This is a genomic window from Alphaproteobacteria bacterium (genome assembly GCA_040216735.1).
Lineage (GTDB): Bacteria > Pseudomonadota > Alphaproteobacteria > SHVP01 > SHVP01 > CALJDF01.
This window is the reverse complement of record JAVJOO010000005.1, coordinates 249,883-276,270: the sequence shown is the minus strand read 5'-3', so window position 1 is coordinate 276,270 and position 26,388 is coordinate 249,883. Positions and strand designations below refer to the sequence as shown.

26 protein-coding genes are annotated in these 26,388 nt (G+C 62.7%); 19 read left to right on the top strand and 7 right to left on the bottom strand.

Annotated elements, in window-relative coordinates:
• Nucleotide 1: 1 nt before the first annotated feature.
• From RID42_14565 to RID42_14535, 7 genes are read left to right on the top strand one after another with little or no spacing between them, the layout of a single operon-like run.
• A complete protein-coding gene (locus RID42_14565; protein MEQ8248897.1) occupies nucleotides 2–736 on the top strand; it encodes an ABC transporter permease in 735 nt (244 codons plus the stop codon).
• A 3-nt stretch (nucleotides 737–739) separates the two neighbouring features.
• The gene (locus RID42_14560; GenBank protein MEQ8248896.1) at nucleotides 740–2,689 is read left to right on the top strand and encodes a Gldg family protein; all 1,950 of its coding nucleotides are present in this window, start codon (nucleotides 740–742) and stop codon (nucleotides 2,687–2,689) included.
• The gene (locus tag RID42_14555) at nucleotides 2,686–3,771 is read left to right on the top strand and encodes a DUF4340 domain-containing protein (protein MEQ8248895.1); all 1,086 of its coding nucleotides are present in this window, start codon (nucleotides 2,686–2,688) and stop codon (nucleotides 3,769–3,771) included. Before RID42_14560 ends, RID42_14555 begins: the two co-directional genes overlap by 4 nt.
• 56 nt (nucleotides 3,772–3,827) lie before the next feature.
• A complete protein-coding gene (locus RID42_14550) occupies nucleotides 3,828–4,982 on the top strand; it encodes a CaiB/BaiF CoA-transferase family protein (GenBank protein ID MEQ8248894.1) in 1,155 nt (384 codons plus the stop codon).
• Entirely contained in the window at nucleotides 4,979–5,740 is a 762-nt protein-coding gene (locus RID42_14545) for a (Fe-S)-binding protein (protein ID MEQ8248893.1), read from the top strand. The genes RID42_14550 and RID42_14545 overlap by 4 nt, the downstream gene beginning before the upstream one ends.
• Nucleotides 5,741–7,168 carry a LutB/LldF family L-lactate oxidation iron-sulfur protein gene (locus RID42_14540; protein ID MEQ8248892.1) on the top strand — a complete coding sequence of 476 codons (1,428 nt, stop codon included), beginning with the start codon at nucleotides 5,741–5,743 and terminating at the stop codon, nucleotides 7,166–7,168. It begins immediately after the preceding gene.
• Nucleotides 7,165–7,836, top strand: coding sequence for an LUD domain-containing protein (locus tag RID42_14535; protein ID MEQ8248891.1), 672 nt, complete (start codon nucleotides 7,165–7,167; stop codon nucleotides 7,834–7,836). Before RID42_14540 ends, RID42_14535 begins: the two co-directional genes overlap by 4 nt.
• 48 nt (nucleotides 7,837–7,884) lie before the next feature.
• On the opposite strand, the gene RID42_14530 is transcribed toward RID42_14535, so the two are convergent.
• The 5 genes from RID42_14530 to RID42_14510 all read right to left on the bottom strand — a co-directional run bounded on the left by RID42_14530 (nucleotide 7,885) and on the right by RID42_14510 (nucleotide 12,664).
• Entirely contained in the window at nucleotides 7,885–8,337 is a 453-nt protein-coding gene (locus RID42_14530) for a glyoxalase superfamily protein (GenBank protein ID MEQ8248890.1), read from the bottom strand.
• A gap of 287 nt (nucleotides 8,338–8,624) precedes the next feature.
• On the bottom strand, nucleotides 8,625–9,740 hold the full coding sequence (locus RID42_14525) for a class I SAM-dependent methyltransferase (GenBank protein ID MEQ8248889.1): 1,116 nt from the start codon (nucleotides 9,738–9,740) through the stop codon (nucleotides 8,625–8,627).
• Nucleotides 9,741–10,530: 790 nt separating this feature from the next.
• The gene (locus RID42_14520; protein ID MEQ8248888.1) at nucleotides 10,531–11,628 is read right to left on the bottom strand and encodes a class I SAM-dependent methyltransferase; all 1,098 of its coding nucleotides are present in this window, start codon (nucleotides 11,626–11,628) and stop codon (nucleotides 10,531–10,533) included.
• Nucleotides 11,625–11,981 (bottom strand): hypothetical protein, encoded by a 357-nt coding sequence (locus RID42_14515; GenBank protein ID MEQ8248887.1) that lies wholly within the window; start codon nucleotides 11,979–11,981, stop codon nucleotides 11,625–11,627. Before RID42_14515 ends, RID42_14520 begins: the two co-directional genes overlap by 4 nt.
• Nucleotides 11,982–12,040: 59 nt before the next feature.
• Nucleotides 12,041–12,664 (bottom strand): DUF938 domain-containing protein, encoded by a 624-nt coding sequence (locus RID42_14510; protein MEQ8248886.1) that lies wholly within the window; start codon nucleotides 12,662–12,664, stop codon nucleotides 12,041–12,043.
• A gap of 83 nt (nucleotides 12,665–12,747) precedes the next feature.
• On the opposite strand from RID42_14510, the gene RID42_14505 reads away from it, so the two are divergent.
• The 7 genes from RID42_14505 (at nucleotide 12,748) to RID42_14475 (ending at nucleotide 18,662) form a co-directional block, all read left to right on the top strand.
• Nucleotides 12,748–13,524 carry an SDR family NAD(P)-dependent oxidoreductase gene (locus RID42_14505; GenBank protein ID MEQ8248885.1) on the top strand — a complete coding sequence of 259 codons (777 nt, stop codon included), beginning with the start codon at nucleotides 12,748–12,750 and terminating at the stop codon, nucleotides 13,522–13,524.
• Between the two features lie 59 nt (nucleotides 13,525–13,583).
• A complete protein-coding gene (locus RID42_14500) occupies nucleotides 13,584–14,204 on the top strand; it encodes an isochorismatase family cysteine hydrolase (GenBank protein MEQ8248884.1) in 621 nt (206 codons plus the stop codon).
• Nucleotides 14,201–15,388, top strand: coding sequence for an aromatic ring-hydroxylating dioxygenase subunit alpha (locus RID42_14495; GenBank protein MEQ8248883.1), 1,188 nt, complete (start codon nucleotides 14,201–14,203; stop codon nucleotides 15,386–15,388). Before RID42_14500 ends, RID42_14495 begins: the two co-directional genes overlap by 4 nt.
• A gap of 50 nt (nucleotides 15,389–15,438) precedes the next feature.
• Nucleotides 15,439–16,911 carry an AMP-binding protein gene (locus tag RID42_14490; GenBank protein MEQ8248882.1) on the top strand — a complete coding sequence of 491 codons (1,473 nt, stop codon included), beginning with the start codon at nucleotides 15,439–15,441 and terminating at the stop codon, nucleotides 16,909–16,911.
• 185 nt (nucleotides 16,912–17,096) lie between these two features.
• Nucleotides 17,097–17,387, top strand: coding sequence for a hypothetical protein (locus tag RID42_14485; protein MEQ8248881.1), 291 nt, complete (start codon nucleotides 17,097–17,099; stop codon nucleotides 17,385–17,387).
• A 219-nt stretch (nucleotides 17,388–17,606) separates the two neighbouring features.
• Complete coding sequence (locus tag RID42_14480; protein MEQ8248880.1) at nucleotides 17,607–18,209, top strand: DUF4402 domain-containing protein; 603 nt, start codon at nucleotides 17,607–17,609, stop codon at nucleotides 18,207–18,209.
• Nucleotides 18,210–18,452: 243 nt separating this feature from the next.
• Nucleotides 18,453–18,662: a hypothetical protein gene (locus RID42_14475; protein ID MEQ8248879.1), complete on the top strand. Its 210-nt coding sequence runs from the start codon at nucleotides 18,453–18,455 to the stop codon at nucleotides 18,660–18,662.
• Nucleotides 18,663–18,671: 9 nt separating this feature from the next.
• Here the strand turns inward: RID42_14475 and RID42_14470 are convergent, their stop codons facing one another.
• A complete protein-coding gene (locus RID42_14470) occupies nucleotides 18,672–20,117 on the bottom strand; it encodes an FAD-binding protein (protein ID MEQ8248878.1) in 1,446 nt (481 codons plus the stop codon).
• Nucleotides 20,118–20,158: 41 nt separating this feature from the next.
• Complete coding sequence (locus tag RID42_14465) at nucleotides 20,159–20,809, bottom strand: hypothetical protein (GenBank protein MEQ8248877.1); 651 nt, start codon at nucleotides 20,807–20,809, stop codon at nucleotides 20,159–20,161.
• A 268-nt stretch (nucleotides 20,810–21,077) separates the two neighbouring features.
• Here RID42_14465 and RID42_14460 point away from each other — a divergent pair, with 268 nt between their 5' ends.
• The 5 genes from RID42_14460 to RID42_14440 all read left to right on the top strand — a co-directional run bounded on the left by RID42_14460 (nucleotide 21,078) and on the right by RID42_14440 (nucleotide 26,341).
• A complete protein-coding gene (locus RID42_14460) occupies nucleotides 21,078–22,307 on the top strand; it encodes a Xaa-Pro peptidase family protein (GenBank protein ID MEQ8248876.1) in 1,230 nt (409 codons plus the stop codon).
• Nucleotides 22,307–23,146 carry a fumarylacetoacetate hydrolase family protein gene (locus RID42_14455; GenBank protein ID MEQ8248875.1) on the top strand — a complete coding sequence of 280 codons (840 nt, stop codon included), beginning with the start codon at nucleotides 22,307–22,309 and terminating at the stop codon, nucleotides 23,144–23,146. Before RID42_14460 ends, RID42_14455 begins: the two co-directional genes overlap by 1 nt.
• 102 nt (nucleotides 23,147–23,248) lie before the next feature.
• Nucleotides 23,249–23,902: a TRAP transporter small permease gene (locus RID42_14450; GenBank protein ID MEQ8248874.1), complete on the top strand. Its 654-nt coding sequence runs from the start codon at nucleotides 23,249–23,251 to the stop codon at nucleotides 23,900–23,902.
• Nucleotides 23,902–25,185 carry a TRAP transporter large permease gene (locus tag RID42_14445; GenBank protein MEQ8248873.1) on the top strand — a complete coding sequence of 428 codons (1,284 nt, stop codon included), beginning with the start codon at nucleotides 23,902–23,904 and terminating at the stop codon, nucleotides 25,183–25,185. The genes RID42_14450 and RID42_14445 overlap by 1 nt, the downstream gene beginning before the upstream one ends.
• A gap of 85 nt (nucleotides 25,186–25,270) precedes the next feature.
• The gene (locus RID42_14440; protein ID MEQ8248872.1) at nucleotides 25,271–26,341 is read left to right on the top strand and encodes a TRAP transporter substrate-binding protein; all 1,071 of its coding nucleotides are present in this window, start codon (nucleotides 25,271–25,273) and stop codon (nucleotides 26,339–26,341) included.
• Nucleotides 26,342–26,388: the final 47 nt, after the last annotated feature.

Sequence of the window (26,388 nt, the reverse complement as noted above, 5' to 3'; positions counted from 1 at the left end):
CATGCGTAACACGCTGGTGGTGACCAAACGCGAACTTGGGGCGTACTTTTCGACGCCGGTGGCGTATGTGTTTCTGGTAATTTTCTTGGCGGCGATCGGGGCCTTCACTTTTTACCTCGGATCGTTTTTCTCGCGATCACAATCGGATCTGCAGCCGTTTTTCACCTTCCACCCCTGGCTCTACCTGTTCCTCATTCCCGCGATCGGGATGCGGCTTTGGGCCGAGGAACGTAAGGCAGGGACGATTGAGTTGCTGCTGACCCTGCCGATCTCGACGTTCCAGGTGGTTGCGGGCAAATTCTTGGCGGCTTGGCTGTTCACGCTGCTGGCACTGGCGCTGACTTTTCCGATTTGGATCACCGTCAATATCCTGGGCAATCCCGACAATGGTGTCGTTGTGGCGAGTTACCTTGGGTCGTGGTTGATGGCGGGAGCATTCCTGTCGCTGGTCTCGTGTTTGTCGGCGTTGACGAAGAACCAGATCATTGCCTTCGTCGTTGGCGCTGCGGTGAGTTTCCTCTTCCTGATGGCGGGCCTGGATATCGTGCTCGGGGCGTTCCGGTCGTGGGCGCCCGATTGGATTGTCGACGTCATTGCCTCGTTGAGTTTCTTGACCAACTTCCAACAAATCTCCAAGGGCGTGATCGACCTGCGCGAGATTGTGTTCTTCGTTTCGATGATCGGCGTTTTTCTGTTTGCGAATACCGCGATCGTCGATCTTAAGAAGTCGGCCTAGACGATGACCCAACAACCCACCAACGCCGGTCTGAAGCTCGACCGCAACACGATGACGGTCCTGTCGATCGTCTTGGCGATCGTATTGTTCCTGGCGGTCAATATCATTTCGAACAGCGTCTTCAAGAGCGCCCAACTCGACCTTACCGAAGACGCGCTTTTTACCGTAACCGACGGGACCCGCGATATCCTGGCGTCGTTGAACGAACCGGTTACGTTGAAGTTCTATCGTTCCGAACAGGTGCAGCAAATCCCTGCGTTGGCGGCCTATGCCACCCGTGTTGAAGAGGTGCTCGACCGTTATGCGGGCTTGGCCGACGGCAAGATCAAACTCGAAAAGTTCGTCCCTGAGCAGTTCTCCGTCGAAGAGGACCAGGCGGTCGGTTTCGGCATCCAAGGGGTGCCGATCAGTAGTGCTGGCGAGGTCATGTATTTCGGCCTCGCGGGAACCAACTCGACCGACGACGAAGACATTATTCCGTTCTTCACGCCGAGCCGCGAAGCGTTTTTGGAATACGACATTTCCAAGCTTGTGTTTAACCTGTCCAAACCCGGCAAGACGGTCGTCGCGATGATTTCATCGCTGCCCATCGCGGCCGATCAGGCCCGTCGTTTCGCCCCCTGGGTGGCCTACGAGCAAGCGCAGCAGTTCTTCGATATCCGGATCATCGGCGGGAACATCAAGAGGATCAGTGACGATACAGACATGGTCCTGTTGATTCAGCCGACCAACCTGAGCCCGACAACTCAATACGCGATTGATCAATTCGTGATGCGCGGCGGCAAGGCGTTGATTTTTGCGGACCCCCATGTCGAAGTGAATCCACCGCCGCAGACCCAACCGGGTCAACCCTATACGCCGCCGACCGGCCATGCGTTGGGGGCGCTTCTGGATGCGTGGGGTATTGAGGCCGATCCGGACGGCGTCGTCGGCGATCGCATTGCAGCACAGCGTGTTGCCGCCCTGTCTGGCGGTCGCCGCGTCGTCACCGAATATCTCCCGTGGCTGTCGTTGGGGCCGATCAGCATCAACCGCGACGATGTCGTCACCCAAGATCTGGAGCGGATCAATCTCATCGCTGCGGGTAGAGTCGGGGTGAAGGAAGGCGCGGGCCTATCGATGACACCGCTGCTGTTCTCAAGCGAACAATCGCAGGTCCTCGATATCGAGGCGATCCGGCCCAATCCCAACCCAATTCAAATCCTGACCGATTTCAAGGCCTCGGGCGAGGTGATGACCATCGCCGGACGGTTCACCGGCCCGGCCCAATCGGCGTTCCCCGACGGGCCCCCGGACCGCGAGGACGACCGCAATGCGACCGGACCCGATCCCGAACTGGTTGCCGAGCATCGCTCAAAGTCGGACGGATCGATCAACGCCATCGTGGTTGCCGACGCCGACATGCTCGCGGATCAGATTTGGATGCAAGGTGGCGGGGGCAATCAGGCGGTACCGGTAGCGCAGAACGGCGACCTGTTCGTCAACATGCTTGAGAACCTCGCGGGATCTGCAAGCCTAATCGGCCTCCGGGGTCGTGGCCTTTCCGCGCGTCCCTTTACGCTGGTTGATGAAATTCGCCGCGACGCGGAACTTCAGTTTCGGTCCAAGGAACGCGAACTGCTCCAGAATATCGAAACGACGCAGGCGCGGATTGCCGAGCTCCAGCGGACCGACGAAGGCCAGTTCATTTTGTCGGCCGACCAGCAAAAGGCGATTAGCGACCTCCGCCGCGATATCGTCCGTTCGCGCGCCGACTTGCGGGAAGTGCAACACGCGTTGCAACAGGATATCGACGATCTCGACGCCACGTTGAAGGTCGTCAATATCGGTGCCATCCCGTTGTTGATCGCTTTAGTTGCCATTGTGTTGTTCTTCTTGCGACGTCAGCGGTTCGGTCGGCGCATTCGCAGTACGCGCGGCGAACTCGCAGTGACGGGGGGGCGCGCATCGTGAATACGCGTGCGTTCGTTCTGTTGGCCGGGGTCACTGCCATCGCGGTGATCGGGGCCATCGTGACCCTAGCTCGCGACTCCGTCCCGGTGACGGTTGTCGGTGACCGCGAACCTGCCTTTCCCAAGTTGGTCGAGCGCATCAACGATGTCGGTGCGATCGAAATCGTGACGGCGGATCATCGCTTTACGATCACCGGTGCCGGCGACGGCTGGGGGATCGAGGAAAAGAACCAATACACCGTTAAGCGCGAGACCGTTCGGAACTTCCTCCTCGAAATGGCGAGCCTGAGGTTGGTCGAAGGCAAGACGTCGCTTCCCGACCGCTACAAACACCTCCAGGTCGAAGACCCGGAGGGGGACGAGTCCGAAGCACGGGGCGTCCGCTTCCTCGCCCGTGACGGCGAACAACTCGGGGCAGGCATCATCGGGCGCCGTAAGTTCTTTCTTTACGTCGACGGGCGCGGCGGTACCTATTTGCGCCGTGAAGGTGAGGCGCGCTCTTGGCTCGCCGAAGGCGAAGTGAACTTTGGCAGGTCGCCGGCGGATTGGCTCGACCGCAACGTGTTCGAACTCGATCCCAAACAGGTGAAGCGCTACACCATTCGGCATCCGGATGGCGAGGTCGTTACCGGTCGTCGGGTAACACCGGGCGAGAAAGTCGAAATCGACGGGGTTCCCGATAACCGAACCTATAAAACCGACAACGAGGCCGACCGGTTGGCTCTTGTCGTGGAGCGCTTTGAATTTGCCGATGTCGAACCGGCGCCCCACCAGGACTTCGCGGGGAGCGAGAACATTCGGCACTTGGCCGAGTACGAGCTCTTTAACGGATTGGTCCTCAAGTTTGAGGTCATTACCTTGCCAAAACCCGAAGGCGCGAGCCGGTTCGACGAACCGCCTCGGTGGGGACGGGTGAGCGCCGAGGTGGCGACCGATGCGCCGGAGGATGGCCGCGCTGAAGCAACCCAGAAGGCGTTGGAGATCAACCAAAAGGTCAAGGGCTGGGAATATCGGCTCGAAGAGCTTGACGGGTTGCGAACCACCAAGCGCCTTGAGGACATGCTGGCGCCCGAAAAGTCCTAACAGGCGCCCTCGACGCGACCCTTGCGCCTTAGCGCGCAACGGGTGACTCTTCGCCCATGGGACCCCTCACCGGAATCCGAATCGTCGAAATTGCTGGAATCGGCCCTGCGCCCTATTGCGCCATGGTCCTGGCTGACCTTGGCGCGCAGGTGATTAGGGTCGATCGACCCCAACATTCCGGCCTTGGCGTAGCGTTACCGTCACATCTTCAACTGCTCAACCGGGGCCGCTCGTCCATAGCGGTGGACCTGAAGCATCCAATGGCCGCGGCGGCGGTCCTGCGTTTGCTCGACGGTGCCGACGGGCTCATCGAAGGGATGCGGCCCGGGGTCATGGAGCGGCTCGGTCTCGGTCCCGACGTATGTCTCGCGCGCAATCCGGCATTGGTCTATGGCCGGGTGACCGGGTGGGGGCAAAGCGGGCCGTTAGCGATGACCGCAGGACACGACCTCAATTACATCGCGGTTGCCGGGGCGCTGGGTGCGATCGGTCGCGCCGGCGAGCGCCCGGTCCCGCCGCTCAATCTGGTCGGCGACTACGGCGGCGGCGCCATGTATCTGGCCGTTGGCATGTTGGCGGGGATCGTCTCGGCCCGGGCGACCGGGCGGGGGCAAGTCGTCGATGCCGCGATGGTGGACGGCGCCGCGCAACTGATGACGATGTTCAATGCGCTGGCAGCGGCGGGGCACTGGCCCAGCGGGCGCGGCGAAAACCTGTTGGACGGCGGCGCACCTTTTTACGATACCTATGAAACCAAGGACGGTCGGTATGTTGCGGTCGGTGCGATCGAGCCCAAATTCTTTACCGCGTTGCTCAATGGCCTCGGTCTCGACGCAGCGGACCTTCCCGACCAATACGATCGCAGCAAGTGGGCAATATTGCGTGCCCGCTTTACCGAGATATTCCGCGGGCGAACACGGGATGCATGGGTTGAAGTCTTTACCGGGAGCGATGCTTGCGTCTCCCCCGTATTGGACCGCGATGAAGTCGCGCGCGATCCCCATATCGCGGCACGTCGAACGATGATCGATGTCGGCGGAATCGATCAACCCGCGCCGGCGCCGCGCTTCTCCCGGACATTGCCGAAAGAACCGACGCCGCCGGTTGAAGACGGCGCCAACAGTCGCGATGTGTTGCGCGACGCGGGATTTTCGGCAATGGAGATCGACGGATTGATCGCGGCGCACGTCGTGTACCAGGCGCGGTCATGAGCGTGGCACCGCGCGTCGGCCTGTTCGTGACCTGCCTGGTCGATCTGTTCCGGCCGTCGGTCGGGTTTGCGGCGGTTAAACTCCTTGAGGATGCCGGGTGTACTGTCGAGGTTCCGGCGGCTCAGACGTGCTGTGGTCAGCCCGCCTACAACGCAGGTGACCGCAAGGACGCGCGCGGCATCGCTATCGGGGTTCTCAAAGCATTCGAAGGATACGACTACGTGGTGGTGCCGTCGGGGTCGTGCGCTGGGATGATTAAGGTCCACTTTGAGCGCTTGTTTTCGGACGACCCGGTGCATGCCGCGGCGGCCCGCGATCTGGCGGCGCGAACGTGGGAACTCACCTCATTTCTTGCCGATGTGCTGAAGGTTGCGGCCCTGCCGGCCCGCCACGACGGCACAGTGGCCTATCACGATTCGTGCTCGTCCTTGCGCGAAATGGGGGTGCGCAATCAACCGCGGGCGTTGCTGTCTCAGGTCACCGGTTTGACCCTTGTCGAGGTACCGAACGGGGAAGCGTGCTGTGGCTTTGGCGGCACGTTCGCGGTGAAGTACGGCGACATCTCCGGTGAAATTGTTCGCAAAAAGGCAGACAGCGTTGCCTCGACCGGCGCGACGACGCTCGTGGCCGGCGACCTCGGGTGTCTTTTCAACATTGCGGGCAAACTCAAACGCGACGGATCGGCGATTGTCGTGCGGCATGTCGCCGAAATTCTGGCGGGGATGACCGACGACCCGCCCATCGGGGAGGCATCGTAGATGCAGCCCACAAGCGCGCTGTTTCGCGACAACGTTACTAAAGCCCTCTTAGACACGGATCTACAGACGGCTCTGTCGCGGGTCGACAAGAACTTTACCGCGCGGCGGACCGCGGCCGTGACGGCGATGCCGGAGTTCGAAGCGCTGCGGGACGACGCAGTTCGGATCAAGGACCATGTGCTGGCGCACCTCGATCTCTATCTGGAGAAGTTTGAAGAGATCGTCCGCACCAACGGCGGACATGTCCATTGGGCCAAAACGCCCGAAGACGCGCGCCGGATCGTGCTGGACTTGTGCCAGGCGGCGGGCGCGCGAACGGTGACCAAGGGCAAGTCGATGATCGCCGAGGAGATCGCGCTAAACCCTTATCTCGAAGAACACGGGATTACGCCGGTCGAGACCGATCTCGGCGAATACATCATTCAGCTTGCCGACGAGCCGCCATCCCACATCATCGGGCCGGCGATACACAAGACCAAGGAGCAGGTTTCCGACCTGTTCGCCGAACACCATCGTCAATACGGTAAGACCCAACGGTTGATCGAAGGCGTCGACCTGGTCGCCGAAGCCCGGGAGATCCTGCGTCCGCGCTATTTGGCGGCCGATGTCGGGATCACAGGGGCAAATTTCCTGATTGCCGAAACCGGGTCGTCGGTGATCGTGACGAACGAAGGGAACGGCGACCTGACCCAGCAGTTGCCATCGACCCATATCGTGATCGCGAGTCTCGAGAAAATCGTCCCGACGCTCGAAGATGCTTCGACCTTGCTGCGGGTGTTGGCGCGCTCGGCGACCGGTCAACAAATGTCGGTCTACACGACGTTCTCGACGGGCCCGAAGCGGACGGAAGATCCGGACGGTCCAAACGCCTACCATGTCGTCCTCCTCGACAACGGGCGCAGCGCGTTGCTCGGGAGCGAGTTCCAAGAGATCTTGCGCTGCATCCGGTGCGGTGCGTGTTTCAACCATTGCCCGGTTTATGCGTCGATCGGCGGCCATGCCTACGGTTGGGTTTATTCCGGACCGATGGGGGCGGTGCTTACGCCGGCGATGATCGGTATCGATCAGGCCCATCACTTGCCTAGCGCGACGCCGTTTTGCGGTCGCTGCGAGGCGGTGTGTCCGATGCGGATACCGTTGCCGAAGATGATGCGGCACTGGCGCGAGCAGGCCTTCGAGCGGAAACTCGACGGCGTCCGTCAGCGATGGGCGATCCGCGCCTGGGCCTGGTTGGCGAAGCGGCCGGCGTTGTATCGACGGATGACCGGTCTCGTCGTGAGGTATCTCGCCTGGCGCGGGCGACCGTTGGGGAGGATGGATGATCTACCGTTTGCCCGCGGGTGGACGGCGACGCGCGATTTTCCGGCGCCGCAGGGGCGGACCTTCAGCGCGCGGTGGGCCCAGAGCCGCAAGGCAGGCACACCGTGAGCGCGCGTGAGAAAATCCTGGCCGCAATCCGCGATTCGCTGGGCCCCCGAAACGACGCGGCAGCGCGGGTGGCGGTCGCCGCCCGGATCGAGAACCACGCCCGCAACGTGGTGCCAACCCGTAGCGACGTCGAGCCCGCCCGGCGGGTCGAGATGTTCGTCGAACAAATCACCGGGACGCATGCCACGGTGGCGCGGGTGGCGAACGAATCGGCGGTGCCAGCCGCGGTGGCGGCTTACCTGGCGCAGCACAACCTCCCGGCTGCCGCGGTCCTCGCACCCGATGTCGCAGGGCTAGGGTGGGGCAATCAACCGATGCTCCAAACCCGCACGGGCGTGCCGGTGGAGAGCGACCAAGTGGGCGTCACGGGGGCGTTTGTCGCTATTGCGGAAACCGGCACGTTGATGCTGACTTCCGGCCCGGGCAGTCCGATCACCCTCAACCTGTTGCCCGACAATCACGTCGTGGTTCTGCGCCGGAGTCAGATTACCGGGACGCTCGAAGACGCATGGGATGCGCTGCGGGCTTCGCGGGGGGAAGGTGCCAACGCAATGCCGCGCACGGCAATGTTCGTCTCCGGCCCATCGTCCACGGCGGATATCGAACTGACCCTGTATTTGGGGGCGCACGGTCCCCGGCGGCTCCACATCGTCTTGATCGACGAGTAAATCCGGCGGGATACCAACCCGCCGGATAGATCGTCTCAAAGAAGCGGGCTAAAGCGCCAAGACCATGTGCGGGACACCGTTCGAGGTTTTCTCGACGGTGACCCCGTGACGGTCGACGGTGGCTGAAACCCGTCGTCGAAACGCCGAAAAGCTTTCGAACGTGACGACGTCCACCGGCTCGTCGAAGACGAGGGTGATTCGGTAGCGCTCGTTTCCGAGGATGCCGACCGCAATCACCTCGCCGTCGAAGGCCTGGCCGAGGTAGGCACCGCGAAGCCTTTGACCGATCGAAAACGGGCAAGCCGGCGGACGATTGCCGACCGCAGCGTGCAGCGTGTTCCAATCTTTGTGACCGTATTGATGGGCGAGCAATTCCAGCGCGCGGGCGTGGGTGACCGGCGTCCCGCCGGCATCGAGTTCGGTGCGCAGGCGTTTAGCCTGGACTTTCAAGTCTTCTAGGGAAGGGGGCGACGACGATCCAAGCATGACAACCTCACACATGTGCCTCTCTGCGGAAGAGTGATGGGGCTCGCATTGCCATCGGTCCGCGAAAACACATCGGAGCGGATCGGTCGAACATTGAAGGCTTCACCATGGCTTACGCCTGCGAGCGGCCGGGGCCTTCACCCGTTGCGGCGTAGATAGGTTGTGCCGTTGGCGATGTCAATACCGCGGTCGAAGGCGGGACGTCCGATCGGCTAGGGCTTGCGGTGAGTGCCGCCCGGCGGAAATCTAACGCGCGCACGACGAGCCATGCGAGCGGTTTTATCTCCGCCAAACTGCGGTGCCTACTTTTCGAACAAATAGATCGGGTAACGAGTGCGCGGGGGGACGGCCGAGTTGTCGCTCGCTGGGGCCATGATCTTGTCGAACCACACGATGTCGGCCTTGGCGAAGCCGGCCTCCTTGGCTTTCTCGACATAGGGATATGTGTAGGAGGCGGGCGCGAAGGGTTCGTTGTTGGTGTAGGCCGTGGTGAGCATCATCGCTTCTTGGAACGGGCTATTTTCCTTTGGGAGAAATTCGATGCCGGCAAAGATGCCGCCCGGTTTCAGGACGCGGGCGATCTCGGCCAGGATGCCCGGCGTCGGCGCGGGCGGGATTTCGTGGAACATGAAGCACGACAGGATCAGATCGAAGTGGTCGTCGGGGTAGTCCATCGCCTCGACCGCCTGCTGGGACAGATGCACAGTGACGCCGCGCTCCATCGCCCGTTTGTTGACGAGTTTGAGACAGGGAGCGGCGATGTCGACGCCGTGCACTTCGGCGTCCGGGTGGGACTCGAGCCAGGTCAGCGCGAAGCCGCCCTGACCGGTGCCCCAGTCGAGCACCCGCGCATAATCGCGTTTGGGTAAATAGGAAAAGGCGAGGCGGTAGAGGTCGTTGGCGTCGTCCTCGTGCGGCCGCGTCGTGCGCCGCCCGAGTTCGTAGACGAGGCCGTCGATCTCGTCGGACCACACACCGCCGGGGTGCTGGTGGAAATCGGTGAGGCGGTAATAGTCGGGGTAGGTCACGTCCGGGTTGAGCCGTAATGTGCCGGCGGCGATCGCCGAGTCGGCGGCGGCATCGAGTTCGCGCTGGATGTGGGCAGCTTCGCCTTCGGCCTTGGGCTGGAGGCCCAGATCCGGATAGTTGTATTTGAAGCGTTGCAGGTGGCGGTACATCCAGGCGTAGAGCTGGTAGGCGGGCAGCGCGTCCAACACATCAAAGGCCGCGTCGGCATCTCTCGGCGCGTCGCCGTTGGTCAGCCCACGGTCGCCGGCGGCACGCCGGTAGCTGTGCCAGGTTTCGTCGTAGACAGCGGCATCCATATAGGCGCGGCTCGCCCGCATGAAGGTATGGAAGGCGCGGAACGAACGATCCTCAAGAACGTCGGTCACGTCGGCGGGCTGGTTCGAGCGCATGGTGGGTCTTCCCAGGCAAGTGGAGCGGGGAGCCATCATAGCGGATGGATTGGGGCACGGTGAACGCAGCGCGCGCGGCGGTTAGGCACAGAGGGCTCTAGCAATAGAAAACAAAAAAACTTTTCAAATCAGAACATTGCATGAAAGTCTTCATTCGAGAACGCAGGATGGGGGCGGCGACGCTTTCCGTCTCGGCGTATCCGTGCCGATGAGGCTGTTTCCACGAACGAAGCCAAAAAATCGTTTAAAAACAATGGCCCGTCTGTGGATAAAACAAACGAACCCAACGGCCCGGACTTTTTTCCCAGTTCAGTGTCTCCCGCGTCGGTAGGCCCGTCCTGGCGGGTGCCCCTCGGCGCGGATTGTCGCCAGCGCGTCGATCTCGGTTGGGTGACAACGCGGCGGCAAGCGGGGGCTGGAATGGATGTGGGGGGCTTTTTCGGAGCGTCAATGCGGGGACCGGAAACGTGAACGCAGCGGGGCGACGAGCGACGAACCCGGTTGAGTTCAACGACAGAGCGCGGCGGCTTCGGGTTACGAAAGCGCCGGGATAGGGAGGTCCGCCTCTTTCATCCGGTCCCGCAAGCGATCGTTGGCGGTGACGAAGTCGCAGGCCAGCGACTTGCGAAGGCGAGATACAACAATCGTGGGCACCGTGGACGGGCGTGTCGTTTTTCGTACGACGGTGGGCACGTCGATTTCGTGGTTCGGGCGGCTTAGGCCCGCTGAACTCGGTTGTCGGGCGTTAGCCGATTCCCGGTGGGTGTTCGATACCCAGTTCTCCGCGCGCCTACTTCTCCACCACGTAAATATTCCAGGTCTGGCGTTTCGGGATGTCCGGCGAGGAATGGGTGACGTTGTCGGCCATTTGGTCAAAGCGGCGGATGGTGACGGTCGTGAAACCGGCGTCGCGGAACAGGGTAGCGAAGTCGCTCTTGAAGCAGTCGGGCATGAAGGGTTCGTCGTTGAGCCAGCCTTCTTGGTCTTGCAGGGCGTTCTGGAACGGGCTGCCGTCGACGTAGGCGAGTTCGAAGCCGACGAAGACGCCGCGCTCGTTGAGAACCCGGGCCGCCTCGGCAAATAGCGCGGGGAACCGCTCGGCCGGGAATTCGTGCAGCATGAAGGCGAAAAGGGCGATGTCGAAGGTGCCGGCCGCGTAGGACAGATGTTCGACGTCTTCCTGGCGCCACTGCGCGGTCATGTTGCGCTCGCGGGCGCGCACGTAGGCGAGGCGCAGGCACGGTTCGGAGAGGTCCACCCCGTGGGCCTCGGTACCGGGGTGCAGATCGAGCCAGGTGCGGACGCCCGCGCCAAAACTGGTGCCCCAGTCGAGCATCCGCCGGTAGTCGCGGTCCTGCGGCAGGTAGGAGAAAATATTGCGGTAGAGGTTGTTCGAGTCCGTGCCCGGTTTGAAGCGCACCGCGCGGGCCATTTCATAGGCTAGCCCGGCTAAGGGATCGCCCGCGACGCCGCCCGGGTGCTGGTGGAAATCGGTCATCGTGAAGTAGTCGGGCATCGCTAGGTCGGGATCGAGGACGAGGGTGCCCGCCTTGACGCCCTCGTCCGACAGGTCGCGCAGGCGCTGGCGCAGATCTTTCTTGCGCGCGCCGACCGCCGGCACGATGCCGAAATCCGGGTGGTCGTACTTGAACTGTTGCATATGCCGCATCGCCCACGCGTAAAGCTGGTAGGCGGGGAGATCGTCGATGACGTCGAGGACCGTCGTCATGTTCTGACCGTTGCCCCCGGCGCGGCGGTAGTCGGCGTAGGTCTGTTCGTAGAGCGGTCCCATGCGGTGGTTGCGCGCGGCTGCGAGGAAGGTATGGAAGGCGCGAAATTCGCGCTCGGGCGAGAATCCGAAGGGGCTGTTCGCGCGCTCCACCGTCATGCCGACATCTCCCGCACCTTGCGCCCGATATGGCTGATCGGCACATCCGAGCGGTGCAGTTCGCTGAGGACGCGGGTGACGAAGCGCTGGGCGTCTTCCTGCCGGGCCTTGGATTGGTCCGGCGTTTCCTCCAGCGCCTCGATCGCGTCGGCGGCCATAGTCTTGTTGTTGGCGAGGACGGTTTCGAGAGCGGCCAACCGGTCGCGCAGAATGTAAACCTCGGAGGCGAGCGCGACGAACGCACCGACCATGCGATCCATCCCGATATCATGGAGGAACGCGGGCTCGGTCGTAGTCACCGGTCCTGTGAGGACGGATTTGTAGCGCTTCGCGCCGCTGGCTTCGCTGGTCATGAATGGCCCTCCCAAGGTTGTTGCATTGTAGCGCTTGGGGGCCTGCGCTGCACCCGTTCCTAACGCCGCCGGTAGACGACGCTGAGGTTGTTAGCTGGCATCTCGACCGTCTCGACATGGTCAAGACCGGCCGCATCGGCGCGTTCGATCACGTCCTCGAGGTTGCGGATGCCCCAGGCCGGATCGCGTCCTTGCAAGGATTCGTCGAAGGCCGCATTGCTGGGCGCGGTATGCGCGCCGCCCCGCTTGTAGGGGCCGTACATGACGAGAAGGCCGGTTGGCGGCAGACGGCGGCCGGCGTTAGCGAGCAGCCCCTCGCACGCCGCCCACGGCGATATGTGGATCATGTTGACGTTGAGCATCGCGATGAGGCCGGGGTCGGCCCCAAGGTCTGGCCAATCGCCCGCGGCGGCATCGAGGTGCAGGGGCGCCCGCGCATTGGCAGCGCCCTCGTGGGCGATCCAGGCCCGAATGCTGTCGTGGGCGGGCTCATGGGCGTCGGTCGGTTGCCAGGTCAGGTGCGGGAAGGCCTGGGCGAACCACGCGGTGTGCTGGCCGGTTCCGCTTGCGACCTCCAGAACCAGGCCATCGCCCGCGTTCGGCAGGTGGCGCTTGAGGACGGCCAAAATGGGATCGCGGTTGCGGTCGCAGGCGGGGGCGTACTGGCGAAGGTCGGCGCTCATGTCCGCGACCCTAGGGGCTCCGCCGGGATCGCTCAATCCGATTGTTGTATGCTGGGTGCAGGAAACGCGCGGGAGGGGACATCATGGCGGATCGGTTCGACCTGACAGAGCGCTGCGTCTTGGTGACGGGGGCGTCCAGCGGGATCGGGCGGCACGCGGCGACGCTGTTTGCCGAGGCCGGGGCCAAGGTTGCCGTTGCAGCACGGCGGCGCGACCGGCTCGACGCGTTAGTCGCGGAGATCGAGGGCGCGGGCGGTCGGGCCTATGCGGTCGGACTTGACGTTTCGGATGCCGCAGCGGTGGAAACCGCGTTGGACGACATCGAAGCGCGGTTCGCGCCGATCGACGTCCTGTTCAACAACGCGGGCACGACGCGGAGCAAGCCACCGCTAGATCACACGACCGAGGATTGGCGCGCGGTCATCGAGACCAATCTTAACGGTGCTTGGTTTATGGCGAGCGCGGTGGCCAAACGTATGGCGGTGCGCGGCGACAAGCTACCTGCCGGCGGTGGCAGCATCATCAACACAACCTCGGTAGGCGCGACGCGCACGATGATTCGGGTGCCAGCCTACATGGCCTCTAAGGCCGGTCTAGCGCACCTTACCCGGCAGATGGCGATGGAACTGGCGCCGTTGCGCATCCGGGTCAATTCGATCGCACCCGGATTGTTCGTGACGGAAATGAGTGCTGATTACCTCAAGACCGAACGCGGCCAGGACATGCTGGCGAAAATCCCGATGGGCCGGCCCGCGCGGGACGAGGAAATGGACGGTGCGCTCCTGCTGCTCGCGTCGGATGCAGGGTCCTACATCACCGGCGCCGAGATCGTCATCGATGGCGGTGTCGCGGCGGCCTAACCTTGATTAGGCTGCCATGAACGCTTAACACCGGATACCAACAAAGGGCATAGATTTCGATGAAGTTCGAAGTATCGCGGGCCGCGTTTCTGGCCATCGACCTCCAGCAAGCGTTCTGTACGGACACGGGATCCGTGGCCAAACAGGGGCGCGATATCACCGCGTGCCGCAACGCCGCGCTGCGGTGTATCGAGCTTGCCGCGGCGGCGCGGCGCAAAGGGATGCCGGTGATCTGGACCAAGATCGCGTTGCGCCCGGACTACGCCGACGGAGGTTTGATGATTCATGAAATCCGGCCCGGCCTCAAAGAAGCGGGCGGGATCAAGGCGGGCACCGACGATGCCGCGCTGATTCCGGAGGCAGTCGTCGCGCCCGAGGATTTCATCATCGACAAGCCGCGCAACTCGGCGTTCTTTTCGTCCGGTCTGGAGTCTCTGCTTCACGCGTTGGATATTCGATGCCTGATGATGGGCGGGGTGACGACCTCCATGTGCGTCGAATCGACCGCGCGGGACGCGGGGCAGCGCGACTACCGCACATTCGTCGTGCGCGACGCGTGCGGCGATTTCGCCCAGGCCCGTCACGACGCGTCGCTCGATGCGATTGCTTTCGGGTTCGGGCGCGTCGTATCGCACAACGAGGCCATGGCCGCGATCGACGCAGGCGGGGCCGAACTGTGAGCGCGCGCAACGCGGAACAGTGGAGGACGCCACCGGCGCTGGCACCCGAGAGCTACGTTAGCGGCGATGTCTATGCCGACCCGGCGATCTTCGAGACCGAACGGGAAGAGATCTTCGCCCGCACGTGGCGAATCGCCTGCCACGAGAGTGAATTGGCGGCGCCGTTCGATTTCCGGACCTACGATCATCTCGGCATTCCACTCATCAGCATTCGCGGCGCGGATGGCGTGGTGCGGACCTTTTTCAACGTGTGTTCGCATCGCGGCGCGCGGTTGGTTTCCGAGGTGTCGGGAAACGCCAAACGTCTTACCTGTTTCTATCATTTGTGGACCTACGACGCCGAAGGTCGGTGCATCGATATCCCGCGCCCGGAGGCCTACGAGACGGTTGGTCTGACAAAGGAGGACTGCGGGCTTCGGGCGGTCCGTACCGAAACCAAACTGGGGCTGATTTTCATCACTCTGGATGAAGCGGCGGCACCGCTTTCGTCCTATCTCGGCCATCTGCTGGATCATTTCGAGGAGCCGATGGGTGCGCGACCGCTGGAGGTGTTCCACTTTCACCGGGCCGAACTGACAGCAAATTGGAAAGCGTGGATGGAGACTAACCTCGACGCCTACCACACGTTCATGCATGTGGTGCTGCGTCGCACCCAGGTGGACTCTGCGCGCCAAATAAAGATCCATCCCAACGGACACGCAGCGGGCGAGGGGCTTCGCGCCGACTACAAGAACTACAAAGGGTGGCAAGAGCGGTCCGACAGTCTGGCGCTGCCAGGATTGGAAGCGAGCGAGATGCGCTCGGCGCATTTGTTTCCGAACGCGATGATCCTGGCGCGCGGTACGGTCATTCGAATCGATACGGTGATTCCAGTGGCGCCGGATCGGATGGTGCTGGAATGCCGCGGCCTCGGCGTCAAGGGTGACACGCCCGAACAGCGCCGCGAACGAATGGCGCACCACAACATGTACTGGGGGCCCTTGAGCCGGAATTTGCCCGAGGACGGTTTCGCCGCCGAGGCCTGCGAGGCGTCTTTCGGGTCGGGCGCCGCGCGCTATCAGATCATTGCGCGGGACGAGAACCTGACCGGTCAGGACGACGGCATGATGCGCAACTTCTACGGCGAGTGGGGGAGGTTGACGGGCTTGCCGGCGCACAACCCGACAAATCGGGCGCTAGCCTAGGGATTGGCGCGGCCCTTCCGGGTCGGGAGGTGAGCCCCTATAACCGGCCCATGGAAACGTCCGGAAACATTGCCGACCGCATCGACCATTTTGCCCGCACGCAGCCGGATCATCCGGCGATCGTTGGTGGTGGACGGACCATACCCTACGGCGATCTTGGCGATCTGGTACGGCGGATCGGCGGGCATCTTGCCGACCAAGGCATCGGGCCCGGCGATATCGTCGGCGTGTGCCTGCGCGATACGGCAGCGCACCTTGCGATCCTCTACGGGGTCGCCCGGTCGGGCGCGGTCATCTTGCCGATGGACGTGCGGTGGACGGCGGCGGAGCGCGACCGCATTGCCGGTTTCTTCGGCGCAAAGTTGGTGCTTACCGAACCGGGCGAATCGGTGGGCGCCGGTCTCAATCAAGCCCCGGTCGCGGACGACTGGTGGGCGGCGGTCGGCCGCGCCGATCCCAACCGGGATTTCCCCAGCAGCGACGACCACGGCCTGGTGCTGTCGCTATCGTCCGGGACGACCGGCATACCCAAGGGCCCGATGCACAGCCACCGGCAAATGCACGCGCGGTTTTCGACCCAGTCAATCACCCTCGGGTTCCAATCCAGCGACCGGTTCCTGAGCGCGTTGCCGATCTATTTTGGTGCCGGCCGCAGCTTTGTGATGGGGATGCTGTACCACGGCGCAACGGTCGAAATGATGGCGCTCCCCTACGAACCTGAGGATTTGGTCGCGGCCATCGCCCGGTCACAGATCACGGTAACGCTTCTGGTGCCGACGCTGCTGCGCCGCTTGGTGGCGATCGCGCCCGAACGCGGGCACCTACTGCCGGGCCCACGCGCGGTGTACACGACCGGTGCCATTCTTCATCCCGACGAACGTGACGCGGTGCTGCAACGGGTGACGCCGAATCTCTACAACTATTACGGTTCGACCGAAGGGGGCGGGCTGTCGGTGTTGCGGCCGAGCGATACCGGCGATGCGGCGCGCTCGGTGGGCCGCCCGGTTCACAATGCGCAAGCCGAGGTCGTCGGCGAGGACCACAAGCCGCTGCCGGTCGGCGAGGTCGGGCGGGTCCGCTACCGGGGCGGCGCCTGTGCGACGCAGTTCCATAACGACCCCGAGGCAACGCGCGAGTCGTTCCACGAGGGCTGGTTCTATCCGGGCGATCTCGGCCGTTTCGATTCTGAAGGGCGCCTCTATTTGGTAGGCCGCGCCAAGGACATGATCATCCGCGGCGGGGTCAATATCTATCCCGCCGAGATCGAACAGGTTCTGTTGCAGCATCCGTCGGTCGCGGATGTCGCGGTCGTGGCGTGGCCCTCGCGTGAACTGGGCGAGGAGGTTGCGGCCTTCGTGGTCGCCAAAGGGCCCGCAGTCGAAGAGACCTTGCGCGCTCACTGCCGCGCCAACCTCGCGCGCTACAAGGTGCCGCGCGCGGTATTCTTTATCGATGCGCTGCCCAAGAACGGGTTCGGTAAGGTGCTCAAAAACGACCTCGCGCGCGGGCTCGACCCTGTCTGACGGTTGACAGCCGCGAGCGGGTTCGCCATTTTCCCGCGCGATGATCACGAAGACCTCTCAGCGGCGACTTACGGACCCGGCCTTTCAGGCGGACCGGGCAGTCGCATGCGTGCGAGTTACGGGCCCGGTTCCCCTGGGGAGCCGGGATGACGCCCGTTCGCATTCGCTGATTCCGGAGTCTTTTCGTGATGTCCTTTCCCGACCGAACTAATCAATCTACCGCCGTTTTTACCATCCAGGCCGCCGCCGACCCCGGTGCGTTGCCGCGCGTCTTCGACCTGTTCGCCAAACACGGTTTGGTGCCGAACCGTTGGGTCGGCAATATGCACCAGAGCGATGCACGCGTTCATGTGACGCTCGAATGCGATGGCTTGGCCGAGATGGACATTCGCCGCTTGGCGAACGGATTGCGCCAAATCCTCTGCATCGAAACGGTCGTGACGGATGTCCGGTCGCTGGCGCGGCAACGCGCTTGACCCGGTAGAAACTGCCCGGCAATTCGTGCCGACAGGCAGACGTTTCCTGCGCCGTTAACCCTAACGAATCGTTACCGACGTCCGGTTTAGTGCAGTTCGTGCGTTTGAAGGCCGCATGACGCCTTGGCTCGCTCCTTGCTTTGCATTTCTCGGATGAGTGATGCGCAGAAGCGCAAAGGTTAACAGGCGCAGGGCAATGCGACGCCGGGAGAGAGCAGTATGCATTCGGTAGGTATTCAATTTTCGATTCGTGCGGCGCTTGTTGCCGTCGCACTCACGGTCCTTGCGACGACGAGTGTTAGCCAGGCCCAAGCCCAGAGCCAGACGGTCAACTATTCGGCCAGCGTGACGGTGCAAAACACCTTCACCGTCGGTGGCTGGGAAAGTGTGACCTTCGGGACCGTGGCGGCGATCGCGTCGCCGACCGCCGGGACCCAAGCGCAGATCGTCATGCAGGCGATCGGCGGTGCGGCGAGCATCACCCAAGGTTCGGGGGGATCGGAGTCGCGCATTTTGACGATCGTGGCGCCTGAACCCGGCAAGATCATGATCAACGGGGCGCCGCCCAATACTACGTTGACGATCACCCCCGGCAGTACGATTCAGTTGGTCAATCCGGCGGACTCGGTGGCGACACAGTTCGACTTTACGCCGACCGCCGTGGCGATGGATTTCAACGCAGTGACCGACAGCGCCGGCGATCTGAACGTGATGGTTGGCGGGACGCTGAAGACCCGATTGCGGCAGGGTGCGGGATCGGAATCGGGCGGCTACACCGATGGCACCTATACCGGCACCTACAGCGTCACCCTGGGGTTCTAGGCCTTCGGCCTGAACTCGGCTCGCCCGGCTGCCTTGACGGGGGCCGGGAGAGGGGGCAACGTAACGCGATGATCGACCTGCAGACGCGGATTGGGCGAATTACGGACCCGGCTTCCTTCGGAAGTCGGGCGTTGTCCGTTGCCGTTTCCCACCCGTCACGAAAGTCTGCAGGTCATGACTCCCTCTCGATTCAATTCTAGCCGCACCCAATTTCACGTTCGCGCGGTAGCTGCGCCGGACGTCATGTCGCGTTGCCTCGATCTGATTGCCAAGCGCGACATGGTCCCGTCCTATTGGCATGCCGAGGTCGCCGCGGGCGGCGCCCTCAATTTCGAGTTCCACCTCGATGGGATCGACTCCCAGCTCGAATCCTATTTGGCGGAATGTTTCCGTCGGATCATCAACGTCGAGACCGTTGTCACGAGCCGCGCGGCCGCGCAGCGGCAGGCTTAGGCGACGCGCCTACCAGGTCAGGATGTTGCTGCCGAGGTAGCGACCGAAGGCGAGGGCAGGGGTGACACTCATGCCGCCAACGAAGCTCTTGCCCGATAGGGTGCCACCGCCAAGCGCTTCACCGGCGGCATAGAGGTTTGGAACCGGTACGCCCTTCCGGTTGACGACCTGGAGGTCGGTGTTGACGCTTAGCCCGGCGGGCGTCTTGAGCACGGTGCCATGCGCCTTGATGGCGCGGAACGGGCCTCGTTCGATCGCGGCCGGCAAGTGCTTGCGTCCGAAGGCGTCGGTGCCGCCGGCGACGGCTTTGTTGTAGTCGGCGATTGTTTCGGCGAGGGCGCTGGCACGCAGGCCGCACGCCTCGGCGAGACCGGCGATCGTGTCCGCGGTTTTGAACGAGGGGTGGTTCGCAAACGCCTCGGTCACCGCATCGGTAGTCCAGTCGCCGCCGGCCAAGCCGCCACCTGCATCTAACAAGGGCGGCGCGTCGTTGAAGATGCGGTCGTCGAACACGATCCAGAACGACATCTCTGGCTGTTCCATTAGGCGTTGCTCGCGCTCGTCGACGCTGGGGTGATCCTCGGCGACGAACCGGCGGCCATGGAGGTTGACAAAAATTTCCCAGGGCGGGCGAACCTGCGGCGTCAACGACGGCATCCGGTAAAAATCGACGCGGTGGGGTTGGCCGTCGATGGCGATGCCGGCGAAGGTCGGGAGGAATTTGTCGCCGTTGCGGATCGCCCCGCCGGCGGCCGAACCGAGAAGAATGCCGGTCCCATTGGACGTCGGCATGCCGGCGGAAAAGAGACTGAATCCTTCGGTCAGACGCGAAAACAGACGCCGGTTCGCGGCATAGCCGCCCGTCGTCAGCACGACGTTCTTTCCCAGTACGGTTTCGGTCTTGCCGTCGGCGCCGCGCAGTTTTACGCCGGTAACCGGCGCATAGCGGTTCTTTTGTTCCAGGCCGACCATGCTGGTGTTGATGCGCAACTCCAGCCGGCCGCGTCGGAGCTGCCGGGTGAGAACCCGGCGGAGGACTTCGAGGATCGAAATGCCCCCGTCGACTCCCCAGTAGGTGCGCGCAATGCTGTAGGCCTCGTGGCCGTAGAAGATTTTCGGGCAGTCGGGGTGCATCGCAAAGCCCTCGACCATCAGCCAGTCGATCACGTCGGGCGCAAGGTTGACGGCAAGGTTCACCAACGTCGGGTCGGCTGTGTTTTTGCTGATGCGCATGGCATCGAGAAAGTGCAATCGCGGGTCGTCTTCGATGCCGCGATCCCGTTGCAGTTGGGTGCCGGCGGCGCTCATTTGCCCGGCAGAAAGATGCAAGGTGCCGCCGACATCCTCGTTCTGTTCGACCAACAGGACGCGGGCGCCCCGCGCCGCGGCAGCCGACGCGCAGGGAATGCCAGCTGTACCGGCACCGACCACGATGACGTCGAATGGGGAACTCATTGGGTTACTAGCGCACCCCTACGGCGCGACGCGCGCCCAGATCATGGCGCCGCGTCTGCAGCATAGGGCGAAGGGCAGTTGCCGGCAGCGCCTTCCTGCTCCCATACCTCGACGGCGTCGATCAACGTCGGTCCGCCACAGGGCAGCAGCATATAGCTGAGCGCTTCGGACATTTGCGGCACTGTGGCACCCGATTCGAACGCCCGCTTCAAGTGGATGCGCATCGCGTCGTAGGTGCGTCGCGCACCGTGACACACCGCTAGGATAATTTCGGCAAGCGCTGGTTCGACTTCGCCCCGCGCCGCTTCGCACATATTGAGGTAACGCACCGTCGCGGCCTCGACCGAAATCCATTCGTTCCAATGGTGCGACCCGAACCAGAGCGCACGGTGCGCCTCGGCCGCGCCGGCAAGCGCAATCGAATCGGTGAGAATGCCTTCGCCTAGGCCGGCCTTAACCGCGCGGCGCATATGAATATGCCCGTGCTCTTCGTCGGCCGCCACTTGGAGCGCCGCCCAAACGAGTTCGCGCTGCTGCGGCGTGAAAGCGCGCGGCGCGAGCGTCAGGTTCTCGTAGAAATTGTCGTAAGCGGCGAGGAGGTCTGGGTCGGAGGACCCGATCATACGGTGGTAGGTCAGCAGGTAACCGCGCTTGCGCTCAACCGCCGCCAGAACGTCTTTTGTCGTCGCCATCCCGCACCCATCCTGCCTTCGCTTCGACATGGCCAACTCAGTTGTACCGCAGACGAAGCAAAGAAACGCTAGCAGGGGGTGTTTCGGCAGCCCCCAGAGCGCCTGCTCCTAGCGGGTGACCCTACCCGCCAATTCCCCAATCGCGTCCTTGGTAGCGCAGTTTTTGGCCCTCAGCAAGGCTTGAACCGGTGTCGCCAGGTTCGCCACCCTTGGTTATAAGTAAGGCGGCAAGCTGGCGGCTTCGATTGGGACGAGGGGGGAGAAAACCATGCTTTTGAATTTGTCGCGTGCGCGCGCGGTTTTGGCCGAGGAAGGGCTCGATGCCGTGATTCTGGCGACGCCGGCCAATGTTCTTTACGCCAGCGGCCTAGCCTCGGAATTCATGCTGGGACACTTCGAGGACTATACCTCGGCCGTCGTTCTGCCAGCCGACCCCGATCTACCGCCAGCCCTGGTGCTGCCGGAGTTCGATTTGCCATTCCTCGTCGAAGCGGGCACTTGGATCGACGATATCCGCCCGTTCGGCACGCCCTGGAGTACCGTGGGGACATTCATGGGCGAGACGCTTGAGCGGCACCTCGAGACTCCGCTGCGGCGGGAACTGAAAACCCTGCGCGACCGGCTCGCCGTGACCCAGCAACCGACATTTCTCGACGCGGTCACTCGGACGTTGCGCGACCGCGGACTCGCCGCGGCACAAATCGGGTGCGACGATACGCGTCTTGGTCGAATGCTTGAGGACGGCGGGATCGGCGGCAACACCCGGATCGCCGACGTGTTGCAACCCATGCGGCGGGTCCGGGTGGTCAAGACGTCCGATGAAGTGGCGGTTCTTACCCGCGGCGCACAGATCAACGCCGAGGCTTTGGCGAACGTGATCGGCGGCGGGCACGCTGGCATGGCGGAACGTGAGTTGACGCAAATCTACCGACGCACATTGGTCGAGGCCGACGCCCGGCATCTCGGCGACCGGGGGATGATGTTCGGCGCCGGCGACGGCTCCAGTTTTAGTTTGCCATCCGGGGAGTCCCGAACCCTGAACCCCGGGGAAGCCGTGGTGCTGGATTGCCTCGGCACCTACAAGGGCTATCACATGGACCTCGCACGCACCGCTGTCGTCGGAGACGCCACCCCCGACCAACGCAAGCGCTACGAGGCGACCGTCGCTGCGCTGGAGGCTGTGGAGGCGGCGATCAAACCGGGGGTCCATACCCAGGACTTGCGCGACCTAGTGCGGGCGACGATCAGCGCCCACGGGCTGCGCGGTGAGTTGACGTCGGTCACCACCCACGGGTTGGGTCTTGAGGTATTTGAGTTCCCTTACGCCGACAGCCTGCAAAAGGGCTTCACGCTCGAACAGGACATGGTGGTCAATACGGAAGTGTTTTACCGCGACGTCGACCTTGGCAGTTTTCATTTGGAGGACTCAGTCCTCGTCACTGAAAACGGGTGCCGGTTGCTCCACGAGGTTCCCCGCGCCCTGGTCGAGTTCCACTGATGCGGATTTGTTCGTTCGTCCACGATGGGCGCAACCGCTTTGGCATTGTCGACGGCGACGGTCTAATTGACCTGACCGGTCGGGTATCGCACCCAAACCTCGCGGCAGCGATCGCGGCAAACGACCTTGGCGGTTTGGAGCGCGCGGCAACTGGGCGGGGGATCGATGTCGCCCTGGCCGACGTCACGTTCCTGCCCACGATACCGTCGCCGGGCAAAGTCGTGTGCATCGGCCTGAACTACGAGCCTCACCGGATCGAGATGGGGACCGAGAAGGGGCCGTACCCGACCGTTTTCGTGCGGCTGAACGACACGCTGGTTGGCCATGGCGGTGCGTTGATTAAACCGTGCAACAGCGATGCCTTCGACTACGAAGGGGAGGTTGCCCTGGTGATCGGGAAAGCCGGCCGTCACATCGCCGAGTCGGACGCTATGGACTTTGTCGCGGGCTACACCTGTTTCATGGATGCCTCGGTTCGCGACTATCAGAAGCAGAACCTGATCGCCGGGAAAAACTTTCCCGCAACTGGAGGCATGGGGCCGTGGTTCGTGCCGGTCCACGCGATGCCGCCGGCGCGCGACATTCGATTGGAGACCCGTCTCAATGGCACAGCAATGCAATCCGGGCGACTGGACGAGTTGACCTTCTCAATCCCGGAGATCGTTCGCTACATTTCGTCGTGGACGGATTTGCGTCCGGGCGATGTCATCAGTACCGGGACGCCGAGCGGCGTTGGCACCGCGCGCACGCCGCCGGTTTACCTGAAGCCCGGCGATTCGATCGAGGTCGAGGTGGGCGGGGTCGGCACGCTCTGTCATTCGGTGGCCGCCGAATCGTGAGGGAATCGTGCGCCAGGGTTTGACTCCCCTTTGCCCCGATGCCAAGACATAATACCTAGGCACCGCCGCGTTAGATGGCGGGCAAAGAGGGAGAGCGCAGGGTTGATTGAATCTACCGAAACGCGGCGGGAGGGCGTGCTGGAGCGTCTATCGCGCTATCTCGCCTGGGCGGCCGGCGGCGCGATCCTGTTTTGCGCGGTTCTGGTGACGTTCGATGTGTTTGCCCGGAACTTTTTCAACGACAACCTGTTCGAGAGCTTCGAAATAACGATCTATCTCTATGCGGTGACGGTCGCGTTTTCGTTCTCCTTTGCGTTGACCACCAAGACCCATATTCGTATCGACGTGATCTATGCGCGCTTTCCGCGGGTCGGCCGGGCGGTCCTCGATATTATCGCCCTTGCGATGCTCACCGCGTTGGCGGTGATATTCGCGTATTACGCTTGGTCCTTGACCCAGGAGAGTTACCGTTTACCGGGGCCAGGGACGCTCGGCGCGGTGTCGGCGTCCGATCTTGCCGTGCCGCTGGTGATTCCCCAGTCGGTTTGGGCTCTCGGGTTAACCTGGTTTGCTTTCGTTTGCGTCGTGTATCTGTTGCGCGGAGTCTATAGTTTCGCGCGGGGCGACCTTGCAGCGGTAACGGCACTGATCGGCATCGAACAGCGGGAAGGGGAGGCGGAACTTTCCGAGGCCTTGAGCCTCGTCGCGGGCGACGCCCCCCCCACGGACGCTCCCAAGAGCGGGAGGAGTGCCTGATGGCCGCGCTCTCTCTCGGCGTATTGCTGGTTCTCGCCGCGCTCGGCATATACGTCGCCGCTATTCTCGGCATCCTTGCGATCTTTCTCGGCGAAACCTTCTCCTTCATCTCTCTCCTGCCGGCGTTGGGCGACATTTCATGGTCGGCAAGCACCGAATTCGTTCTGGTTGCGGTCCCTCTCTTCATCATGATGGGGGAGATTCTGTTACGGACAGGGATTGCGACGGACATGTTCCGCGCGCTCGACAAGTGGGTGAACTGGATGCCCGGCGGGCTGATGCACACCAACGTGGCGTCCAGCGCGCTATTTGCGGCGACGTCGGGCTCGTCGGTTGCAACGGCCGCCACGATCGGCACGGTGTCGATCCCCAATATCGAGCTTCGTCAATACAGCGCCCCGCTATTTTTGGGGTCGCTCGCCGCCGGCGGGACGTTGGGCATCCTGATCCCGCCGAGCATCAACATGATTATCTACGCGGTCTTGACCGACACGTCGGTCAACGACCTTTATCTCGCGGCGATCATCCCTGGGCTTTTGCTCGCGGCAATGTTTTCGCTGGCGATTTTTCTTGCCTGCGTTATCAAACCGGCGCTCAGCGGGACCCACGACAAGGCGTCGTGGAACGACCGGATATCGTCGCTGAAGCATTTACTTCCCCCGATCGTTCTCTTTTTGGTTGTGGTCGGGTCGATCTATGCGGGCTGGGCCACACCTACCGAAGCCGCCTCGCTGGGCGTCGTGGCGTCGCTGTTGTTCGGCTTATACCGTCGCCGTATCAACCGGACGGTCCTGTTGATGGCGTTCGAAGGAACCATGCGCACGACGGCGATGGTGACGCTGATCGTCGTCATTGCGTTCTTCTTGAATTTCGTTTTGCAGTCGATCGGTGTGACGGCTTTCGTGAGCGATTTCATGGAGGGCCTGAACATCAACCCGACCTGGGCGATGATTGCGATCATCGCGTTCTATTTGGTCCTAGGCATGTTCATGGAAACGTTGTCGCTGATGATCGCGACGACGCCCATCGTTGTGCCGGTCATTCTGGCGCTGGGGTTCGATCAGGTCTGGTTCGGCATCCTGTTCATGATTTTGATCGAGGCGGCGTTGATTACCCCGCCGATCGGGGTCAATCTGTTTGTGGTCCAGGCGGTGCGCGGCAAGGGCCCGTTCCGCGACGTGGTACTCGGATCGGTTCCGTTCCTGCTAATGATGATTGCCATGATGATGCTGTTGCTGGCGTTCCCCCAGTTGGCATTGTGGCTGCCAAGCGTGTTTAATTGAGTGGAATGGACTCGCCGGAGTCCACAATATCGAGAAATGAGCCGCGCCGGCGCGGGGCTATTTTCGCTAAACCAGGGAGGAAGTAATGTTTAGAAATCAGCTCATCGGCGCCGTCGCCGCGGCAGCCCTCGTGGCCGCCGGCTCGACCGCCGTCCTTGCTGACGAGCCCGACGGCAAGTTTCCGGAGACGGAAATCAACGTTATCGGCAACGTCAGCGTCACCACGCAGTTCCGTGACATCCAGAAGCCCTATTGGACCGAGAAGATCCCGGCGCTCACCGGCGGCAAGGTGAAGGTAAACTTCAAGGGCTGGAACGAAATGGGGCTCAAGGGCCCGGAAGGTCTGCGTTTGAGCCAACGCGGCCAGACTCAGTTCGCGTCGTTCCAGCTTGGACACGTCTCGGGTGAAGCGCCGATCAACGACACCACCGACTTGGCCGGTATGTCCCCGACGATTGACGAGTTCCACAAGGTGACGATGGCGTTCCGCCCGGTCTTGGAGAAGTTCTACGAAGAGAACTTCGGCCTCAAGATTCTCACCATGCAGTCGTTCCAGGCGCAAATCCTGTATTGCCGCGACGAAGTGAAGGGGCTTGCCGACCTGAAGGGCCGCAAGGTCCGTAGCTCGGGTATTTCGCAGTCCGATTTCCTCGGTGCGTTGGGTGCCTCCGGAATTCCGCTGTCGTTCAGCGAAGTCCAGCAGGGCCTGCAGAAGGGCGTCATCGATTGCGCCATCACCGGCACCCTCGGCGGCTATTCGGCCAAATGGTATGAGGGTGCGAAGTACCTCTACACGCTGCCGATCAACTTTGCCGCCGGCGTCACCGTCGTGAACATCGAAGCCTGGAACAAGCTAGATGCGGATGTCCGCAAGGTCATTTCGGACACCATTCAGCAGCACGAAGACGACATGTGGACGCTGAACCGCAATGAGGGTGAACTCGGCATCAACTGCAACACCACTGGTCCGTGCACCGAAGGCGAGCCGGGCGGCATGGTGCGGGTCGACGCGTCGGCCGAGGATCTGAAGCTGTTGCGGCAGATCATGCTCGAAACAGTTCTGCCCAAGTGGGCCGAGCGCTGCGGGGCGAACTGCGCCCAGCAGTTCAATGACACGATCGGGAAGGTCAACGGCTTGTCGGCACCGACCAGCTAAGATCAACCCAGACGCGAAGAAAAGGGCCTCGGGGATCCGTCCCCGAG

Excerpts from the sequence above, each read along its gene's own strand:
- RID42_14460 (MEQ8248876.1), top strand. The coding sequence starts at position 21,078 with ATGCTTTTGAATTTGTCGCGTGCGCGCGCGGTTTTGGCCGAGGAAGGG.
- RID42_14545 (MEQ8248893.1), top strand. The coding sequence starts at position 4,979 with ATGAGCGTGGCACCGCGCGTCGGCCTGTTCGTGACCTGCCTGGTCGAT.
- RID42_14510 (MEQ8248886.1), bottom strand. The coding sequence starts at position 12,664 with ATGAGCGCCGACCTTCGCCAGTACGCCCCCGCCTGCGACCGCAACCGC.
- RID42_14530 (MEQ8248890.1), bottom strand. The coding sequence starts at position 8,337 with ATGTGTGAGGTTGTCATGCTTGGATCGTCGTCGCCCCCTTCCCTAGAA.
- RID42_14470 (MEQ8248878.1), bottom strand. The coding sequence starts at position 20,117 with ATGAGTTCCCCATTCGACGTCATCGTGGTCGGTGCCGGTACAGCTGGC.
- RID42_14515 (MEQ8248887.1), bottom strand. The coding sequence starts at position 11,981 with ATGACCAGCGAAGCCAGCGGCGCGAAGCGCTACAAATCCGTCCTCACA.
- RID42_14440 (MEQ8248872.1), top strand. The coding sequence starts at position 25,271 with ATGTTTAGAAATCAGCTCATCGGCGCCGTCGCCGCGGCAGCCCTCGTG.
- RID42_14445 (MEQ8248873.1), top strand. The coding sequence starts at position 23,902 with ATGGCCGCGCTCTCTCTCGGCGTATTGCTGGTTCTCGCCGCGCTCGGC.
- RID42_14455 (MEQ8248875.1), top strand. The coding sequence starts at position 22,307 with ATGCGGATTTGTTCGTTCGTCCACGATGGGCGCAACCGCTTTGGCATT.
- RID42_14480 (MEQ8248880.1), top strand. The coding sequence starts at position 17,607 with ATGCATTCGGTAGGTATTCAATTTTCGATTCGTGCGGCGCTTGTTGCC.
- RID42_14550 (MEQ8248894.1), top strand. The coding sequence starts at position 3,828 with ATGGGACCCCTCACCGGAATCCGAATCGTCGAAATTGCTGGAATCGGC.
- RID42_14475 (MEQ8248879.1), top strand. The coding sequence starts at position 18,453 with ATGTCGCGTTGCCTCGATCTGATTGCCAAGCGCGACATGGTCCCGTCC.
- RID42_14500 (MEQ8248884.1), top strand. The coding sequence starts at position 13,584 with ATGAAGTTCGAAGTATCGCGGGCCGCGTTTCTGGCCATCGACCTCCAG.
- RID42_14505 (MEQ8248885.1), top strand. The coding sequence starts at position 12,748 with ATGGCGGATCGGTTCGACCTGACAGAGCGCTGCGTCTTGGTGACGGGG.
- RID42_14490 (MEQ8248882.1), top strand. The coding sequence starts at position 15,439 with ATGGAAACGTCCGGAAACATTGCCGACCGCATCGACCATTTTGCCCGC.
- RID42_14520 (MEQ8248888.1), bottom strand. The coding sequence starts at position 11,628 with ATGACGGTGGAGCGCGCGAACAGCCCCTTCGGATTCTCGCCCGAGCGC.
- RID42_14540 (MEQ8248892.1), top strand. The coding sequence starts at position 5,741 with ATGCAGCCCACAAGCGCGCTGTTTCGCGACAACGTTACTAAAGCCCTC.
- RID42_14560 (MEQ8248896.1), top strand. The coding sequence starts at position 740 with ATGACCCAACAACCCACCAACGCCGGTCTGAAGCTCGACCGCAACACG.
- RID42_14565 (MEQ8248897.1), top strand. The coding sequence starts at position 2 with ATGCGTAACACGCTGGTGGTGACCAAACGCGAACTTGGGGCGTACTTT.
- RID42_14465 (MEQ8248877.1), bottom strand. The coding sequence starts at position 20,809 with ATGGCGACGACAAAAGACGTTCTGGCGGCGGTTGAGCGCAAGCGCGGT.
- RID42_14525 (MEQ8248889.1), bottom strand. The coding sequence starts at position 9,740 with ATGCGCTCGAACCAGCCCGCCGACGTGACCGACGTTCTTGAGGATCGT.